13 protein-coding genes and 1 pseudogene are annotated in these 16,119 nt (G+C 73.2%); 9 read left to right on the top strand and 5 right to left on the bottom strand.

Annotated features, from left to right (window positions below):
• Positions 1 to 98: 98 nt before the first annotated feature.
• The gene (locus ABIA38_RS28940; protein WP_424641796.1) at positions 99 to 644 is read right to left on the bottom strand and encodes a hypothetical protein; all 546 of its coding nucleotides are present in this window, start codon (positions 642 to 644) and stop codon (positions 99 to 101) included.
• Between the two features lie 288 nt (positions 645 to 932).
• Between ABIA38_RS28940 and ABIA38_RS28935 the strand changes: the two genes are divergently transcribed.
• On the top strand, positions 933 to 1,526 hold the full coding sequence (locus ABIA38_RS28935) for a TIGR00730 family Rossman fold protein (RefSeq protein ID WP_424641795.1): 594 nt from the start codon (positions 933 to 935) through the stop codon (positions 1,524 to 1,526).
• Between the two features lie 48 nt (positions 1,527 to 1,574).
• On the opposite strand, the gene ABIA38_RS28930 is transcribed toward ABIA38_RS28935, so the two are convergent.
• A complete protein-coding gene (locus tag ABIA38_RS28930; RefSeq protein WP_424641794.1) occupies positions 1,575 to 3,194 on the bottom strand; it encodes a hypothetical protein in 1,620 nt (539 codons plus the stop codon).
• A 70-nt stretch (positions 3,195 to 3,264) separates the two neighbouring features.
• Positions 3,265 to 4,653, bottom strand: a complete 1,389-nt coding sequence (locus ABIA38_RS28925; RefSeq protein WP_424641793.1) for an MFS transporter — start codon at positions 4,651 to 4,653, stop codon at positions 3,265 to 3,267.
• A gap of 132 nt (positions 4,654 to 4,785) precedes the next feature.
• Between ABIA38_RS28925 and ABIA38_RS28920 the strand changes: the two genes are divergently transcribed.
• From ABIA38_RS28920 to ABIA38_RS28885, 8 genes and pseudogenes are all read left to right on the top strand, one after another.
• Entirely contained in the window at positions 4,786 to 5,310 is a 525-nt protein-coding gene (locus ABIA38_RS28920) for a winged helix-turn-helix transcriptional regulator (RefSeq protein WP_424641792.1), read from the top strand.
• 145 nt (positions 5,311 to 5,455) lie between these two features.
• A complete protein-coding gene (locus ABIA38_RS28915) occupies positions 5,456 to 6,946 on the top strand; it encodes a hypothetical protein (protein WP_424641791.1) in 1,491 nt (496 codons plus the stop codon).
• A gap of 3 nt (positions 6,947 to 6,949) precedes the next feature.
• Positions 6,950 to 7,315 (top strand): annotated as a pseudogene (locus ABIA38_RS28910) (hypothetical protein); the annotation flags it as partial.
• 54 nt (positions 7,316 to 7,369) lie between these two features.
• Entirely contained in the window at positions 7,370 to 8,017 is a 648-nt protein-coding gene (locus ABIA38_RS28905; protein WP_424641816.1) for a ribonuclease HII, read from the top strand.
• 88 nt (positions 8,018 to 8,105) lie between these two features.
• A complete protein-coding gene (locus ABIA38_RS28900; RefSeq protein ID WP_424641790.1) occupies positions 8,106 to 9,008 on the top strand; it encodes a DUF2510 domain-containing protein in 903 nt (300 codons plus the stop codon).
• 163 nt (positions 9,009 to 9,171) lie between these two features.
• The gene (locus ABIA38_RS28895) at positions 9,172 to 11,745 is read left to right on the top strand and encodes a TerD family protein (RefSeq protein WP_424641789.1); all 2,574 of its coding nucleotides are present in this window, start codon (positions 9,172 to 9,174) and stop codon (positions 11,743 to 11,745) included.
• 231 nt (positions 11,746 to 11,976) lie between these two features.
• Positions 11,977 to 12,549 (top strand): hypothetical protein, encoded by a 573-nt coding sequence (locus ABIA38_RS28890; protein WP_424641788.1) that lies wholly within the window; start codon positions 11,977 to 11,979, stop codon positions 12,547 to 12,549.
• A gap of 96 nt (positions 12,550 to 12,645) precedes the next feature.
• Positions 12,646 to 13,014 (top strand): hypothetical protein, encoded by a 369-nt coding sequence (locus tag ABIA38_RS28885; protein WP_424641787.1) that lies wholly within the window; start codon positions 12,646 to 12,648, stop codon positions 13,012 to 13,014.
• A 13-nt stretch (positions 13,015 to 13,027) separates the two neighbouring features.
• Here the strand turns inward: ABIA38_RS28885 and ABIA38_RS28880 are convergent, their stop codons facing one another.
• Together ABIA38_RS28880 and ABIA38_RS28875 are read right to left on the bottom strand one after the other, a co-directional pair.
• On the bottom strand, positions 13,028 to 13,690 hold the full coding sequence (locus ABIA38_RS28880; RefSeq protein WP_424641786.1) for a hypothetical protein: 663 nt from the start codon (positions 13,688 to 13,690) through the stop codon (positions 13,028 to 13,030).
• Between the two features lie 199 nt (positions 13,691 to 13,889).
• On the bottom strand, positions 13,890 to 16,037 hold the full coding sequence (locus tag ABIA38_RS28875) for a RecQ family ATP-dependent DNA helicase (RefSeq protein ID WP_424641785.1): 2,148 nt from the start codon (positions 16,035 to 16,037) through the stop codon (positions 13,890 to 13,892).
• Positions 16,038 to 16,119: the final 82 nt, after the last annotated feature.

The raw sequence follows: 16,119 nt of genomic DNA, 5'->3' as shown, positions 1-16,119 counted from the left end.
CACCGGATTGTCCGATGTATGTCGGGCCATGGCGCAATGTCCACCGGGGAATCACCGGTCCGGCGCGAAAAAATCCTTCGTTCGGATGAATCGTTGGTTCAGACCACAGGGCCGATCGGGTGGTCCGTCGCCTCATCCTCAGGGGGTGGTTCGGGCGGGTTGGGCAACCCCGCGCGGGCCCGCAGGTCGCGCGGGTCGCGCGGGCCCTCGATCCGGCGGATCACCGAGAGCGCGGCGGTGTGGAACGCCTCCAGGAACGCCTGCGCGGTGGAGGCGGGCCACTCGGCACGCTGGACCGCGTGCATGTTGTGGTCGGTGTCGCACCAGCACGCCACCTCGACGGTGGCGGTGACGCTGACGAAGGGGCCGTCCAGTTGCCAGACGTCCAGACCCAGTTCCAGCCAGTCGCCGTCGGCCTCGTAGAGGAGCAGCGCGGTGCCCAGGATGTGGGGGGACGGCTCGGGCTCGGGCTCGGGACTCAGCGGGTCCGGTTCGTTCCAGAACCAGCGCGCGGGGTCGTCGAGGGAGCGGCGCAGATCGAGCGCCCTGGCGGCGGCGACCAGGCGTTCACGGCCATGGTCGTCCAGATCGGGAAACAGCCGCTCGAACGGGATGTCCGAGGCAGGGCGCTCGGTGGCGGGCACGCGGGCATTCTGCCGTGGCGAGGGGTCTTCCCGTCAACGTCGGGTTGTGTGACCACCATGGAGGATGTCCGAATTTGCCCTTCCATGCCGGGACTGTGCCGTACCTATATCGCGGGAGAGGCGATTCATCGACACGATTCGCCATCGATTCGGCACCGACCGGGTGACGTTGGCGAGGCGGGTCCGGGTCGGGGTCGGGACCGGGCTTCGCCGGACGGCTTGGCAGACTGCCCGCACACACCACTTCGGGACAAACCACTTCGGTGGCCACGATGAGCGGAGTTCGTCATGCGGGTAGCGGTGTTCGCGGGATCGGCCTCGGGCGCGTCGCCCCGGTACCGGGAGGCGGCGATCGAACTCGGCCGCGGCCTCGCCGGCGCGGGGGTCGGGATCGTCTACGGGGGCGGGCACGTGGGCCTGATGGGTGCGGTCGCCGACGCGTGCCTGGCGGCGGGTGGCGAGGTGATCGGGGTGATGCCGCGCGCACTGGTCGAGCGCGAGATCGCGCACCGGGGCCTGACCGACCTCCAGGTCACCGAGACCATGCACGAGCGCAAGGCGGCGATGGCCGAGCAGGCGGACGCCTTCGTGGCGCTGCCGGGCGGGGCGGGCACCCTGGAGGAGCTGTTCGAGGTGTGGACCTGGCAACACCTGGCCATCCACACCAAGCCGGTCGCGGTGCTCGAGGTGGACGGCTTCTGGCGCCCGCTCCTGGACGCGCTGGACACGATGACCGGCAACGGCTTCCTCAAGCCCGAGCTGCGCTCGACCCTGCTGGTCGCCTCGGACAGTGCGAGCCTGCTGGCCCGGGCCAAGGCGTGGCAGCCGCGCGCGCCCAAGTGGGCCGGCGGCCCGGACCCCGCCGCGCCGCCGCGGCCGTGAGCGCCCCGGGCCGATCCACCCGGATCGGCCCGGGAGCGGTGTCTCGGGCTATTTGCCGCCCTTGCCCTTGAACAACTTCGAGTCGCGCGCCTCCACGGTGACCGGGCCCGGCCGGTCCACGGTGATCTCGCTCCACTCGTCCTTGGTCGCCTTGATCACGATCTCGGGCCGGTCGGGGGTGACCCAGAAGGTCGGGTGGATCTTGACCACGAAGGTGCCCGCGGTGTGCGCGTTGAAGGTGAACTTGCTGGGCGTCAGCTCGGTCAGCTCGCCCGGCCCGAGCACGATCGGGGTCGGGTTCTCCACCTCCCAGACCTGCCAGCGGCCGGCCTTGTCGGTGTAGACCGGCTTGAGCCACGGGATGCCCTTGCGGATCAGCTCGGCCTCGGGGATCGCGGACGGGTCGATCGCGATGTCGGGCAGTGCCACGAAGCGCACCCCGGTGTTGTCGATCCAGTCGCGGTATTCCTGGATGGTCAGGTTCTTCTGGTAGAGCACCTTGTTGTAGTTGCGGTCCAGCTGCCGCTCCCAGCCGCGCGCCAGCGGCATCTTCTCGGCGACGAACACCGATTCCCAATGGCCGCGCGTGAACGGGATCTCCACCCGGCCGAGCGGGTGGCTGTTGTTCTTCTGCAGGAAGTCGAGCATGCCCGAGTAGTACTGCGGCTTCTCGCCGGGCGAATCCTTGATGTCGTGGGTGATGGCCAGCGCGGCGGACTGGAACTGCCAGACCAGCAGCGGCAGGGTCAGCAGCACGACCAGGCGCCGGCGCCCGGCGGACAGCAGTACGACCGCCATCAGCGGTCCCGAGGTCAGCTCGCCGAGCCGGGCCAGGTTGCCGCCGAGCGAGGTCGGCACGAAGAAGAAGATCACCGCGGTGGCCGCGTACAGCCACAGGAACCGGCGGGCGCTCTGCTGCTCCTTGGGCAGTATCACCAGGCCGACCGCGGCGAACGCGAGGATCGGCAGGAACCGCCACCACGGGAACGGGAACATCCCCTCGTTGGGGAACGCGAGCGCGGCGACCAGGCCCAGGGCGGCCGGCGCGAAGCACAGTCGGGTCGGCCAGACCCGCTCCCTGGGCACCCAGGCCAGCGCCACCAACATCAGGAACGCGCCGGACAGCGGGCTGGAGAGGCCGCACGCCAGGGCGGCGAAACCGGCCCACAGCGGGTGCCTGCGGCGCGCGGCCAGTATCGCCAGCATGCCCGCCGCGACGCCGAGTGCGAACGGGGTGCGGCCGATCAGGTAGTCGACGCTGCACATCACCGCGAACCAGCAACTGCCCACCTGCCGGGCGAAGTCGTTGGCGCCGACCCGGAGCTTGTCCCAGGCCCACGCCGAGGTGACGCAGGAGATCGCGGTGAGGGTGGCGGTGCCGATCTTGGACGCGATCACCGGCGCGAGGATGCTGTAGCCGGGGAGCAGGTGGCCGCCGTACCACTGGTTGTTCCACAGGTAGGTGCCGTGGTCGCGGATCAGCCAGGTGCGGAAGTATTGTGCGGGCCAGTCGGGGCCGCGCACGCCGGTGACGATCATCAGGCCGATCAGGCCGACGGTGATCAGGTACGGACGCTCGACTATCGCGTTCGCGAGTGCCCGAAAACGACGGCGACCCGCCGGCGCTGCGGGTCGATCCGTCGTCGGGGATTGCACATCACTCGTCACATGACCCGAGTTTTCCAGACGCGGGCCCCGGCGTCGCCGGCGGGTGTCCGACATGAACGGTTTTGGAGGTTTATTCGCTTTGCCGAAGGGTGAGCGTGAGCAGCGCGCCGAGCGCGGACAGGCCCGCCGCCACCAGGATCGCCAGGTCCAGGCCGCCCGCGTCGACCAGGGCGACCATCAGCGCGGCGCCGATCGAGGCGCCGGTGTAACGGGTGGTGCTGTTGGCACCGGAGCCCATGCTCGCCCGGTCGGCGGGCACGCTCTCCACCGCGAGCCGGGCGAGGGCGGTGTTGATCAGCCCCACACCGAACCCGCCGACGAGCAGGCCCGGCGCCACGCGGAGCCAGGAGTCCGCGGAGCTCAGCCCGTACAGCCCCAGGAAGCCGACGGCGGAGATGACCAGACCGACGGCGAAACGGTGCCCGGCGTCGGGCAGCACGTGCACCCGGCCGAACGCGAACGAGGTGACCCCGGCGGCGGCCGACCACAGGGACAGCAACAATGCGGAGTCCAGCGCGCTCAGGCCCAGGGTGCCCTGGAAGACGGTGCCCAGGTAGGAGGCCACGGCGATCACCGCGACGCCGGTGATCAGCGCGCCGACGGTGGAGACCAGGAACGCCGGGCGGGCGAGCATGCGTAGGTCGAGCATCGGCGCCCGGCCGCGCAGGGCGGTGGCCGCGTAGCCGGCGAGCAGGAGTACGGCGGCCACGAGCAGCGCGTCGACGGCGGGTCGTTGCCAGCCCTGCCGGCCCTCGATCAGTGCGGCGGTCAGCGCGATCAGGCCCGGGCCCAGGGTCAGCGTGCCCCACACGTCCGGGCGGCGCGGGTGCTCGGCGCGCGACTCGGGCATCCGGCGGGCGATCGCGGCCACGCCGAGCGCGGCGAGCGCGGTGAACCAGTACGGCGCGGAGCGGTGCAGCGCGGCCAGTCCGGCGCCGGCCAGCGGGCCGAGCACCATGCCCGCGCCCATCGAGGAGCCGTAGGCGGCCATCGCCCGACCGCGCGCGGCGCCCTGGTAATTGTGCGCGAGCAGGCCGAGCCCGGCGGACATGATCGCGGCCCCGGCGACACCCTGGAGGGCGCGGCCGACGACGTAGAGCGGCAGGGACGGGGCGAGCGCGGTGAGCGCCGAGGAGAGCGCCAGGCCGAGGGCGCCGGCGGTGAAGACCCGGCGGCGGCCGAGGTCGTCGGCGAGGCTGCCGGTGATCAGCAGGGCGGCGGACAGGCCCAGACCGATGCTGCTGAGGATCCAGGCCGGACCGCCGGGGCCCGTGTGCAACTCGCGCACGGTGTCCGGGACGACCGCGATCGGCATCGTGTAGGCGGCGAGCAGGAGCAGTGTGCCCAGGGCCACCACCGCGACGGTGGGACCGGCCGGGCCGGTACCGGGGCCGGTGGCGGCGGGTGCGGGTGTGCCGGCTGCGGTGCGGCGCGGGGCGACGGAGGTGGTGCTGGACATGGCTGTGCTCCCCGGATTGCGAGTCCTGTTGCGGATCCTGCCGAGTCGGTTCGGTGAATGAACCGATGCTGCGGAAGCAACGTAGCACTCCTTGGTTCGATGAATGAACCAACCCGGGGTTAAAGTGCTCGTATGGCTCTTGGCAAGGACTACGGGCAGCAGGACTGCGCGCTCGCCCGCACTCTCGAACTCGTCGGTGAGCGCTGGACGTTGCTGATCGTGCGGGACGCCTTCTACGGCGTGCGGCGCTACAGCGACTTTCTCGCCCACCTGGACATCCCGCGCGCCGTGCTGTCCGGGCGGCTGCAGACGCTGGTCGAGGCGGGCGTGCTGGACAAACGCCGCTATCAGGAGTCCCCGCCGCGCGAGGAGTACGTACTCACCGAACGCGGCATCGACCTGTGGCCGATCATCCGCAGCATGGCCCGCTGGGGCGAGAAGCACGTGCAGAACGGCGTGGCCTGCCGGCTCTTTCGACACGAGGGCTGCGGCGGGGCGGTGGATCCGAGCGGGGTGTGCGCGACCTGCGCGGCGACGGTGGTGCCCGGCGACATCGAGGTGGTTCCCGGTCCCGGTGCCAATGTGCTGCACCGGGACGACGTGGTCACCCGGGCGATGCGCACGCCGCATCGACTGCTGCAACCGTTGCTGCCCTGACCGTCACCGGCTCGACCCCGGCGCTGGGGTCGCCGCGATGCCGGACCGGCGGTCGCCGGACCGGAACGCGGCGGATCCCGCGCGGGCCGCGGACCAGGCTCTAGGGTCGTCCTCGAACGGGTGAATATTCCTTCGAGGGAGAGCCATGGGCGCAGGGACGGGGCTACGCGCACTCGCCGGAGTGCTGCTCCTCGGCGTGCTCTGGGTCGTGCTCGCGCTGCCGCTCCTGGTGCTGGCCTGCGGGGTCGGCGCGATCGTCGACCAGGGCCGGTTCTTCAGCTCCGGCGCCGCCGTCTTGTGGGCACTGGGCCTGGTCGCGCTGGTCGCCCTGCTGGTCGAGCTGATCGGGCCGCGCCGGTTGCCGGCGGGCGTCGCGGTGGACGGCGCGGCGCAGCCGGTGTTGTGGGAACTGGTCCGCGACGTCGCGGCCGACCTGCGGGTGCCGGAGCCGGACGGGATCGTGCTCACCGGCGGGGCCGGCTGCGAGTTGCGGGTGGTGCGCCGGCCCGGGACCTGGCTGCGTCGGCACCTGGTGCTGGGCACCGCGCTGCCGCATGTGCTGACCGGCCGGCGACTGCGGGTGGCGATCGCGCACGCACTCGGCCACGCCCGGCGCCGCCGGCCGCCGCTGGTCGACCGGATCGCATGCCACGGGGTGGACACGGTGGTCGGGCTGGCCGACGCGTTCGCCGGGCACGGCGCGGCGGGTCGGGCGGCGGCCGGCTACGCCGGGCTGTACCTGCGCGTGTGCGCGCCCGTGCCGGCCTTCGAGGAGATGGCCGCCGATCGCGCCGCGGCCCGGGCGTACGGCACCGAGGCGGTGGCGGACACGTTGACCGACCTGGGGGTCGTGCGGGCGGACTGGGCGCGGTTCCGGGCGGAGATCCTGGTGCCGGGGATCGGCGCGGGTGCGGTGCCGCGCGACCCGATCGCCGGCTTCGGGGCCTTTCGCGCCGCGTGCGGCGGGGGTGACCCGGACGCCTCGACGGCGGCGCGGGTGGCGCGGCTGCGGGCCCGGCCACTGGACGGGCGGGGCGTCGCGGCGGGTACCGACCTGGCCGGCGGCACGGCGTTGGCCGAGCCGGTGCGGCTGCTGGGCCACGTGCATCCGTACCTGCTGGCCACCGACGACGACGGATACCTGGGGCCGCGCGGCTTCGCGGCGTTGGACGGGTTGGTGAAGCTGCCCGAGGAGGCGTTCCTGGAGCACCTGGTCGGCTTCACGCTGGCCCGGCGCGCGGCGGCGCTCGGCATCTCGGCGCGGCGGGCGGGCGTGGCGTATCCGGTGACCCTCGGCGGCGTGTTGGCCCTGCTCGTCGAGGGCCGGGGCGAGGAACTGATCGCCCACCACGGCCCGGACACCACCGAGGCGCTCACGGCCCTGCTCGAATGCGCGTGGGTCGACTCGGGGCGCGGCCGACTGCGACCCACCTGGGCCGGCACCGCGACCGTCACGGACCACGGCGGTGGCGACCTGGCCCTGCCGGCGGCGGCCGGCGCCGCGCTCACCGATCCCGCCGGCGCGAAAGCCCTTCGCGAACGCCTGCGGGCGGCCGGCGTCTCGACCCACTTCGAGCCGAGCCCTCCGATCTCGATCGCCACCGGACAACGCGAAACGGTGGTCGGCCATCGCTGAGCGGTGACCTACGGTGGTGACGTGAACAAGCCCAACGGGGAGCAGCCGGACCCGAACGACGCGGCGCCGACCGCAGTGGAGCGCACGGCGGCGCGGAAGGCGGTCGCGCAGAAGGTCGTGGCGCAGACGGTCTCGGGCGAGACGATCTTGGCCGAGACGGTTGCCGCTGTGCGCAAGCCGACCGTCGCCCCGAAGAAGGTGGCGGCGAAGACTGTTGGCGAGCAGATGATCGGTGAGAAGACCGTTGTCGGGCCGACGACCGTCGAGAAGCCGGCCGCGAAGAAGGTCTCCGCCAAGAAGGTCTCCGCCAAGAAGGTCTCGGCGAAGAAGATCTCGCCGAAGAAGGTCGCCGCCAAGAAGGTTGTTGCGCCGCGCAAGGCCGGCGGGCGGGTCGGGTCGCCGAATTACGACGTCGAGCGGGAGCTGGTCGCCCGGGGGGCCCGCGTGGTTGCCGGGGTCGACGAGGTCGGACGGGGGGCCTGGGCCGGACCCGTGTTGGTCGCGGCCGCGGTGACCGACCTTTCGGTGCCGCCGGTCGGGCTCACCGATTCCAAGCTGCTCACCGCGCGTCGGCGCGAGGAGGTGGCCGCCGCCGTCGAGCCGTGGGTGCGGGCGTACGCGTTCGGGGCGGCGGGGCCGGAGGAGATCGACGCGCTGGGGATGACCGCCGCACTGCGCCTGGCCGCCGAGCGCGCGTTGGCGGCGCTGCCGATCCGGCCGGACGCGATCGTGCTGGACGGCAAACACGACTTTCTCGGCCGGCCGTGGGCGGTGCGCTGCGTGATCAAGGGCGACCAGTCGTGCGTCGGCGTCGCCGCGGCCTCCGTGCTCGCCAAGGTGCATCGCGACGGGCTGATGGCCGACCTCGGCAAGGAATACCCGGCGTACGGATTCGAGAGCAACGCCGGCTATCCCGCCCCGGTGCACCGCGCGGCGCTGGCCGAATACGGCCCCACGCCGCACCATCGGATGTCCTGGGCCTACTGGGACGACCTGCCCGCCTGGCGGCACCTCAAGCGACCCCGCCTCGAACCGGCCGACGACCGCCAACTCGGCCTCGACCTGGGCTGATCGACCCGGCGCCCGGCCGGTTTCCGAACGGTCACGGTTGCCGGGGGTCGCTCGTGCGGCGCGCGGGCCCGGTTGTAGCGTCTCGTCCGTGACTGCCTCGATTCCTCCCGGCTGGTACGAAGACCCGTCCGCGCCGGGCGCCGAGCGTTGGTGGGACGGCGCGCAGTGGACCGCCTCGACCCGAGCCCGCGCGCACGGCGAGATCCCGCCGCCCCCGAGCGGCGCACCGCCGGCCATGCCGCCCGGCGGCTATCTCCAGGGTGGATATCCCGGCGGTCACCAGCCGGTCGCCGTACCGCCCGGCCCCCGGCCCGGCCGCGGTCGGGCGATCGGCCTGACCGTACTCGCCCTGGCCGTGGTCGGCGGCGTGGTCGCCGCGCTGATCGTGCTGCTCGGTGGGAACGACGGCGGCACCGGCAAGTCGGCGGCCGTGGACGGCACGCTGACCGATCCCGCCACCGGGATCAGCGTGCCCAGGTTCAAGGACTGGGTCGTACCGGACCCCGAGACCCCCGCCGATCAGGCGGTCGAGGAACCCTGCCCGAGCGCGTCCGGGTCCGGGTCGACCCCCACGCGCACCCGCTCCCAGACGGCGGCTCGCAAGTGCTACCGGGCCGGATTGTCGGTGAGCACCCAGAAGGCCGACTCGTTCGACGCCCTGATCGCCGGCTTCAAGAAGGACGTCACCGGGACCAAGAGCCGGATCAGGCCGGACGGTTCCCCCGAACTGGACAAGTCGATCACCGTCGACGGTCACCCCGCGTACGTGCTGCGGGCCAGGCTCAAGGGCGCGCCCACCGATCTGCACATGAACTCGGACACCGCGTGGGCGCAGGTCGTGGCGATCGACGCGAAGAACGCGGACGGCCGATACCCGTGTGTGCTGATCAGGCTGGAGATCTCCGCCCAGGCGCCGGACAAGTCGACGCTCGACACCGTCCTGGCCGGCATCCGGGTCGGCACTCCGAAGCCCTCGGGCAGCGCGTCCTGACCCTGCGTCATATCTGATGAGTCGTCACGAGCGGTACGGTACGCCCGATCGGTCGCGCCGTACCCCGCACCGGTCGCGAGCGCGTACCGTGGACGCGCGCCGCAGGTCGGGCTTGCCGGGATGCGACTGAAGGAGGCCGCACCGGGCACATCATCATTGGGGGGTGACTGTGCGCATCGGTGATCGCCTCGAATGCCCCGGCTACTCGGTGGTGGCCGTGGAGACGACGGGTTTGTCCCCACATCGACATCGCATCATCGAGATCGCGGTCGCGCAATGCGATCTCGACGGACGCGTGACCGAGTTCTTCACGACGCTGCTCGACCCGCAGGGTCCCGCCGGCGACTTCCAGGCGCACGGCCTGTTCGACGACGACGTGGTCGACGCCCCGACGTTCGCCGAGGTGGCGCCCTGGCTGGGCCGGCTGTTTCGGCAGCGGGTCGTGGTCGCGCACAACGCGCGCTTCGACATCGGCTTCGTCGAGCGCGAGTTCCAGCGTCGCGGCCGGCCCACCGTGCCGCCGTTGACCACGCTGTGCACGATGCGCGAGGCGCCGCACCACCTGCCCGAGGCCCCACGCTTCACGCTGCCGGCCTGCTGCGAGGCGGCGGAGGTGCCGGTGGACGACGGGCCCGGGGCGGCGGCCAAGGCGATGGGTACCGCGCGCCTGCTGGAGTACTACCTGCGCCGCGGCGCGGGCGAGGCCCGGCACTGGCAGCAGGCCCGCACGGTGGCGGCGTCGCTGAACTGGCCCCGGCGCGGCGCCGATCCGTCGCGGGTGTTCACCCGCGACGACGCGCACACCGCCCGGCGCGCCCGCGAGGAGGCCGAGCAGGTGCGTCGCCGGGACGCGGTGTCCTACCTGGAGAAGGCCCGCGCGTACGGTCCGCCCACCGGTGTGGGCGAGGTCGCGGACAGCTATCTCGCGGTGCTCGACGCGGCGCTGGAGGACCGGGTGATCACCCCGCAGGAGGCGATCGACCTGGCCGAACTCGCGGTGTCCCTGGGCATCTCCGAGGCCCGGCGCAAGGACCTGGACCGGCTTTACGTGACCGCGCTGGCCGCGTCGATGGTCGCGGCCGGGCCGGTGGACCGCGAGGAACGGGCCGATCTGACCCGGGTGGCCGCGCAGTTGGGCATCCCGCGCACCGCGCTCGACGAGATCGTGGGCATGGCCCGGGCCACGGTCGAGCAAGGGCACGGCGGGCCGCGCATACTCGCTCGCGGCCGACCGCTCGAATCGGGTCAACACGTCCTCTTCCACGGCTATCTCGCGGTCACCCGGGGCGAGTTGGAGCAGCGGATGGCCCGGGCCGACCTGTCCGTGGCGTCCGGCATCCACGACCGGGTCGACGTGCTCGTGGTGGCCGATCCGGACGAATCCGCGGACCGCACCTACTGGGCCCGCCAGCGCGGCATCCGGGTGCTGATCGAGCCGGTGTTCCTGGCCCTGCTCGCCGACCTGGAGCGCGGGCGCAGCAGCGCGGCCGACGCGGCCTCGCAGGTGGCCGCCGCCTCGCTGGCCCACGTGGTGCCGGGCGCACCGCGCACCACCAGTGGCTTCCTGCTGCCGCGCCCCAGCGCCGTGCCGCCCGCCGCCGCGGGCTCGTTCGCGCCGGACCCCTACCGACCCTACGACACCCCCGTGGACGGCGTCGCGGACGTACTGCCGACCGAAGCCGCCGCCTCGGCCGACGCGTTCGCGCCGACCGAGGCCTTCGTGCCGATCGAAGTCTTCGCGCCGACCGAGGCGTTCGAGGTCACCGAGGCGGCGACGGCACAGATCGCGCCGGCCACGCCGGTGTCCGGATCCGCGTCCGCCACCACGCCCGCACCGGTCCCGGGCACCGGCGCCACGCTGCCCAGCATCCCGCCGCCGCCGACCGCCGCCGATCTGCCGGTCGCAGCCGGGGCCTCGGCCGCCGAGGTGCTGGAGGCGACCGTGCCGGACGTACTCCCGCCGCCGCCCGAGGTGCCCGCCACCCACGACGCCAAGCCGGCCAAACGACCCCGCGTGCCGGGCCCGGAGACGCCACCGCAGCCGACGCCGGCGGTGCCGCCGCGCCCGGTCGAGCCGCCGCCGCGGGCCGCCGCGCCGGCCGAGACCGCGCCCGCGGGGACCGTACGGTCCGAGACCGCGCCGCCCGCCGGGCCGCCCCGGCCGGTGGACGCGCCGCCGCTGGCGCTCAAGCGCGGGCAGGCGGTCACCATCGAGGACCTCGGCCCGTTCGCGGGCACGGTGCGGATCGAGGCCGCGTGGTGGGCGCCCGGCCAGGTGGACGGCGACACGGTGGCGCTGGTCCTGGACGACGACCGGCGCGTGCGCGACGACGGCGACCTGGTGTTCTACAACCAACCGGTGCATGCCGGCGGCGCGGTGCGGTTGGCCGGCAAGCTGCAGACCGGGACGAGCAACGACGTGGAACCGGGCTCGGATTCGGTCGAGATCGACGTCACCGCGCTGCCCGCGGGCCGCAGTCGGGTCGTGGTCGCGCTCGCGTTGGACGCGACCAGTGGCACCACCTTCGCCCAGGTGCCGGTGACCGTCGGTATCGTCGACCCTGTGACCTGCCGTCGACTCGCCGAATTCCGGTTGAGCGGAGGCGATGAGACCGTCATGATCCTGGCCGAGGTCTATCGGCGCGGCGACTCCTGGCGCCTGCGCGCGGTCGGTCAGGGCTATGCGGAGGGCCTGGCAGCTTTGGTGATCGAGCACGGGGTGGTGGTGGACGATTGATCCGGCCGAGCTGACGGGGCATCGTAGGATGCGCCGTCGTATGCCCGGGCCACACCCCAGGAGCACCCTGGGTGGGCACGCCCCGCGCGGCTTTGATAGGACTGCCACCATGCCGCGCGTGTTCTCCGGGGAACGGGACACCACCGATCCCTCCCCGCGTCTCCTCACCGCCGGGCATCCCGGTACCGCCACGAACGAACCGAGCCTTCCCCAGACATGACTGTGAATCCGGTGACTGCCGAAAACACCGCGGACGCGACGTCCGCACCCGAAACCCCGTCCGTACCCCGTCCGTCCGGTGCGGTACCCAAGCCCGGACCGCGGCCGGGCCCCAAGCCCGGACCGCCCAAGCCCGCGGTGCCGCGTCAGGCGAGCGCCGCCAAGCCCACCCCCGCCAAGCCCGGCAAGCCCGCCCCGGCCGCGCCGCGCCTGACGCTGATCCCGGCGACCGAGGAGAACGTCTTCGACGTCGCCGACGACGCGGTGGACGCGCTCCTGGAGGCCGGTACCGAACCCGGCTCGATCCTGGTGCTGACCACGGGTGGGGCGCACCCGTGGCAGCAGCACGAGGAGACCTTCGGCGCCGCGCAGTACTGGCGCCAATACGACGAGGGCAAGGACGTGTTCTACGCGTCGCTGCCCGCCTCGCGTCCGCTGCGGCGGGCCGCGGTGGTCGTCGTGGTCAACGGGTTCGCCGACCCGGACGACGCGGGGCAGATCCTGACCGCGGCGCTCACGGCCGGGGCGTCGGTCACCGTCTGCGGCGACATCGAGCGCGTGCGCGCGCTCACCGGTGTCGCGTAGCACCGCGTAGCACGCAGGGGGCCCGTGCGCAGCCGGTCCGCGCGAACTCGGGCCCCCTGCCCCGCGAAACGCCACGGTCGGCTACGGTTCGTTGCCATGTCGGAATCGCCGTCGATCGCGCAGCTCCTTGACCGGTTCCTCAGCGACCAGGAGGACCGGCTGAAACTACAGCAGTACCGGGCCTGTAGCACCGTCATCGACATGTTGTCGGGCTATCTGAATCGGTACGCGTACATCACCCTGCTCGGAACCGAACGCCAGGAATGGGACCGGGCCTTCTCGGCCGGTGACGACCGGGCGTTCTGCAACATGTTCGGGGTGCGCAAGTTGATCGCCGGGATCAAGCCGTTCCACGCGCAACATCTGCGCACTCGGCTGCAAAGCCCGGAGCTCGTCCAGGACCACGCGCTGACGGTCACGACCGATCTGGTCGACTGGCTCGCCGCGCGCGGTCTCACCGCTTGATCGAACGCGTCCGTCAGGACGCGGAGGGTCGGACCAGGGGAGCGGGCCCCGTCTCCGGCAGATAACGCACCTGCGGCAGTTCGCTCGCGGGGCGGGCCGGGGCGATGCCCGCTGCCCTGATCGGCGTATCGGGGCCGGGATCGACCGGTCGGCCCGGCCGCAGCGCCGGAGTTCGCCCGCAGCGCCCGTCGGCCACCGGCCGCCAGCCGTCCTCGGCGACGATCACGAACGCGCCGCAGCGCAGGCCGTGCAGCACGCACGCGTCGTGCAGCCCCCACATCCAGCGACCGTCGTCCGGCTGCCAGTCCCGGCCGCCCGGGCGATGCAGCAGCAGCACCGTGGTGTGCGTGGGGGTGCTCCGGCGCAGGTCGTCCGGCACGATCAGGCGCAGGTGGGCCAGGATCAGATTGCGGCAGCGCCAGCCGTCGGTGTGCCCCTCGCCGATGTCGAAGGACGCGCCCGCGACCGGGCGTTCGGCGTGGTCCAGGACGGCGACCAGCGCGGTGCGCGCGGGCGGTCGGTGCAACTCGTCGAGCCGATTGAGCAGGGTGCGCGGGTCGCGCAGCAGCGGGATCTCGCGCGTGTGCCAGGACTCGGGGTCCAGCCGGCGGGACGAACCGGCCGAGGGTGTGCCGGTGGGGGCCGACGCCGAGGAGGCGGTTGCGGCGATGTGCACGGTCCTCCTTCCGTCCGGAACGGACAGCGGCGCGCGCTTTGACCACGGGTGGCGCGCGGCGGAGCAGCGCCGCGGGGCCCGCGCGGGAAAGTGAAGAGAACGCCTTGTCGATTCTTGCGTGCGCCCCGCGAACTCGGCAACACGTACAGGTGATCGTTCGATACGTCCGAGTGACCGGCCGGCGGCCGGCGGTGCCGAGTCACCCCTCCATCGTGAGCACCAGGGGCAACACCTCGACGGCGCCCGCCAGGCGCAACATGCGGGCCACCACCGCGAGGGTCCACCCGGTGTCGGTGCGGTCGTCCACCAGCAGGATCGGAGCGCGCACCCGGGCCACTTGCTCGGCCAGATCGGGCGGCAGCACGAACGCGTCGGCGATCGACCGCAGCCGCTGGGCACTGTTGCTGCGCGGCGCCGGGCCGCCCGCGCCGGGCGCGTATTCCACCCGGCCCAACCACGGCATCCGGCCGACCTCGGCCAGTCGCGCGCCCAGGCTGTCGATCAGCGCGGCGTGGGTGTGCGACGCGATGGTCACCACCGCGCCGGGCCGGCGCTGCCAGCCCCACGCGGCCAGGACCTGGACCACCGCGTCGAACGCGGCGTCGGGGATCGGCCCGTCGGGTGTGCCGGGGGCCAGGATCGGGCGCAGCCGGTTGCCCCAGCCGATGTCCGAGGAGCGCCCGAGCGCCCGGCCCGCGGCGGCCTGCTCGGACTGGGGGATGCGGCCCTTGAGTTCGATCCCGGCGACCGCCATGCCGGTGGGCCACATCCGGCGCGCCTCGACCTCGACGCCGGGCCGGCCGAGCGCCGCGCGGGCCGCGTCGCGCGAGCGGGGATCCACCCGCGCGTCGTGGCGCGGGCCCGCGCACGAGTCGCAGCGCCCGCACGGGCCCGCGCCCGGGTCGTCCAGGCAGCGGCGCAGGAACTCCATCCGGCAGATCCCGTCCGCCTGGTAGTCGCGCATGGACTGCTGCTCGTGTTCGCGCGCCGCGGCCACCCGCGCGTAGCGCTCCGCGTCGTGGACCCACGGCTGCCCGGTCGCCGTCCAGCCGCCGCGCACCCGCTTGACCGCGCCGTCCACGTCGAGCACCTTGAGCATCAGTTCCAGGCGGTTGCGGCGCAGCTCCACCAGCGGTTCCAGGGCCTGGGTGGACAGCGGGCGCCCGGCGGCGGCCAGGGCCGCGATGGTGCGCTCGACCTGTTCGCGGGCGGGGAAGCCGAGCGAGCCGAAGTAGCGCCAGATCGCCTCGTCCTCCTGGCCCGGCAGCAGCAATACGTCGGCCCGCTCGACCGCGCGCCCGGCCCGGCCGATCTGCTGGTAGTAGGCGATCGGCGACTGTGGCGCGCCCAGGTGCACGACGAAGCCCAGGTCGCCCTTGTCGAAGCCCATGCCGAGCGCGGAGGTGGCGACCAGCGCCTTGACCCGGTTCGCCAACAGATCGGCCTCGGCGACCCGGCGCTCGGCGTCCTCGGTGCGGCCCGAGTAGGACGCGACCGCGTGACCGCGCGAGCGCAGGAACGCGGTGACCTCCTCGGTCGCCGCGACGGTCAGCGTGTAGATGATCCCCGAGCCCGGCAGCTCGGGCAGGTGGGTGTCCAACCAGGCCAGCCGCTCGGCCGCGTCGGGCAGGCGCAGCACGCCGAGCGACAGGCTCTCCCGATCGAGTGGGCCGCGCAGGACGAGCGCGTCGCCGGCCGGGTCGAGCTGCTCGGCCACGTCGGCGCTCACCCGGGCGTTGGCGGTCGCGGTGGTGGCCAGCACCGGGACGCCCGAGGGCAGGTCCTCCAAGAGGGTGCGCAGTCGGCGGTAGTCGGGGCGGAAGTCGTGCCCCCAGTCGGACACGCAGTGTGCCTCGTCGACCACGAGCAGGCCGGTGCCGGCGGCCAGCTTGGGCAGCACGCCGTCCCGGAAGTCGGGATTGTTCAGCCGCTCGGGACTGACCAGGAGCACGTCCACCGTGCCGTCGGCGACCTCGGCCTGCACCGCGTCCCAGTCGTCCACGTTCGCCGAGTTGATGGTGCGGGCCCGGATCCCGGCGCGTGCGGCGGCGTCGACCTGGTTGCGCATCAGGGCCAGCAGCGGCGAGACGATCACGGTCGGGCCCGCGCCGCGCTCGCGCAGCAGGGCGGTGGCCACGAAGTAGACCGCCGACTTGCCCCATCCCGTGCGCTGCACCACCAGGACCCGGCGCCGGTCGGCGACCAGCGCCTCGACCGCCCGCCACTGGTCCGCACGCAGCCGCGCGGCGCCGCCCACCAGCTCCCGAAGCACCGCGTCGGCGCGGGCGCGCAGGTCGGTGGCGGATGCGGAACGGGCGGAATCGGCGGTGTCGCGGTCCTCGGTCATGCCCCCTTTGTAGCCCCCTCCCGACGAGAAGGGGAAAGGGAGTGCGCGGGTTTGTGCAGAAACGTGTCCGCTGCGCCTGTCG

This window comes from Embleya sp. AB8 (genome assembly GCF_049739465.1).
Lineage (GTDB): Bacteria > Actinomycetota > Actinomycetes > Streptomycetales > Streptomycetaceae > Embleya.
The sequence above is the reverse complement of the archived record's forward strand: the minus strand, read 5'-3'. Positions and strand labels throughout refer to the sequence as shown.

Bases quoted from the DNA above. Each gene is read 5' to 3' on its own strand.
- ABIA38_RS28925 (WP_424641793.1), bottom strand. From the start codon at position 4,653: ATGTCCAGCACCACCTCCGTCGCCCCGCGCCGCACCGCAGCCGGCACA.
- ABIA38_RS28935 (WP_424641795.1), top strand. From the start codon at position 933: ATGCGGGTAGCGGTGTTCGCGGGATCGGCCTCGGGCGCGTCGCCCCGG.
- ABIA38_RS28875 (WP_424641785.1), bottom strand. From the start codon at position 16,037: ATGACCGAGGACCGCGACACCGCCGATTCCGCCCGTTCCGCATCCGCC.
- ABIA38_RS28915 (WP_424641791.1), top strand. From the start codon at position 5,456: ATGGGCGCAGGGACGGGGCTACGCGCACTCGCCGGAGTGCTGCTCCTC.
- ABIA38_RS28885 (WP_424641787.1), top strand. From the start codon at position 12,646: ATGTCGGAATCGCCGTCGATCGCGCAGCTCCTTGACCGGTTCCTCAGC.
- ABIA38_RS28920 (WP_424641792.1), top strand. From the start codon at position 4,786: ATGGCTCTTGGCAAGGACTACGGGCAGCAGGACTGCGCGCTCGCCCGC.